The 1,742-nt window shown below is 47.9% G+C and carries 1 protein-coding gene; it reads right to left on the bottom strand.

Annotated elements, in window-relative coordinates; all coding sequences use genetic code 11:
- Window positions 1–156 precede the first annotated feature (156 nt).
- Window positions 157–1,742: bifunctional serine/threonine-protein kinase/formylglycine-generating enzyme family protein (locus tag Q8M98_11755; GenBank protein MDP3115426.1), on the bottom strand; the 1,586-nt coding region annotated here is incomplete at its 5' end.

Below are 1,742 nucleotides of genomic sequence, written 5' to 3'. Positions count from 1 at the left end.
CGGAATCAACCACTTCAACAAATTGTAGCTATCATTGATTATCTTAACCTCATTCAATTTTTTGCCTCCGGCGGGTTCCAAAGACCAAAGACCAAAGAACCAAAGTCCATTTAATGGATAGCCCTGAAGACCCGAAAGCCGTAGTTGAGGCTCCTGTTACCGGGATTGTAGTCGTTGCGGTGGGCAACCCGACAGACGGCGGCCACAGTCGTTCCAAGAACCACCACGCAGCACGCGATAATCACCTGAGCTTGCCCCGCGGGGGTCGGAGCTTGGGCTTTTGCCATAGTATTCCTCATCATACCAGTCCCAACACCATTCCCAGACGTTGCCGCTCATGTCATGGATACCGAGTTCGTTGGCGCTTTTGGTGCCCACGTCTCTGGTTTTGTTGCCGGAGTTGTCATAATGCCAAGCCACGGTATTGATATCATTTGAGCCGCTGTAATCATAGCCTTTGCTCTTGTTTCCACCCCGGGCTGCATATTCCCATTCCGCTTCGGTGGGAAGTCTGTAGCCGTTGGCAGTCCAATCACAAGCTATGGTTCCGCTGCTCCAGCTTGACGGTTTTGTGTTGCCCCCGATGCTGTAGCAAGGTTTCAGACCCTCTTTGAGGCTGCGTTTGTTGCAATAGTCGATTGCGTCATACCATGATACTCGTTCCACCGGTAGATTATCCCCTTTCCAGTAGGAGGGATTACTGCCCATCACCGCAGTCCATTCTTTTTGCGTAACCTCATATTTTCCGATGTAAAAGGATGATACCGTCACCTGATGCACAGGTTTTTCAACGCTCTCACCATCATTCGATCCCATCTTAAAAGAGTCGCCCTGCACAAAGATCATGGATGTATCTCCAATCTCAGTCTCAGGTACGCTAACGGGATCGATAGAAGGTGCATTATTACTTGTTCGGATCCATAAAAAGATCAATATAAAGATCACGATACTGCCGATAATCAGAAGCATATTTCTAAGTTTCGTAGAGCTCGTTTTTGGCGTGTATGATTCAGGACTTTCTGTATCCCAGGGCACTTTATGGGAAACATCATCTAATGGCTGTTCAACGGCTGCGGGAGCTTGAAAAATTGATTCCGGTGCTGCCGGAATGGATTTTTCCTTGATAAACGGTTTGTTTGCCTCTTCAGGATAGAATATGTGTTTTCCCTCGAACTGTTCAAGCTTGGTTTTTATCTTGCCGGTATCGGGTCTATGCTGCTTGTCTTTTGCGGTCATATTTGATACCAACTGCACCATGGAATCTCCGATATGCGGATAGATCGTTCTGGGATCGGGCAGTTCATTATTCACAATCTCCAGCATCACATCAAAATCACTATCCGTATCAGCGGTGTATGGCAGTTTTCCGGTCAGCATTTCATAGAGAACTACTCCCGCGGAATAGATATCCGTGCGGTGATCAATGTCCTTTCTCGCCTTCACTTGCTCCGGGCTCATGTAAAACAATGTCCCGAGCTTGGAACCGGTGCGGGTGAGATGTTTATCGGTCATCAGCCGGGCAATGCCAAAATCCATTATCTTCACATTGTCGGACGCGTCGATCATGATATTTGAGGGTTTGATATCCCGGTGAATAATCGCTTTGGAATGGGCATAAGCCAGGGCATTGACGATTTGCTTGAAAATATGGAGGGCACGCGGTTCGGGAATGGGACCGGTCATCGCAATCAGCTCTTTCAGCATATTCCCCTCCGCATATTCCATCACCATGTAATAGACCC

This window comes from Candidatus Cloacimonadaceae bacterium (genome assembly GCA_030693415.1).
Lineage (GTDB): Bacteria > Cloacimonadota > Cloacimonadia > Cloacimonadales > Cloacimonadaceae > JAUYAR01.
The sequence above is the reverse complement of the archived record's forward strand: the minus strand, read 5'-3'. Positions and strand labels throughout refer to the sequence as shown.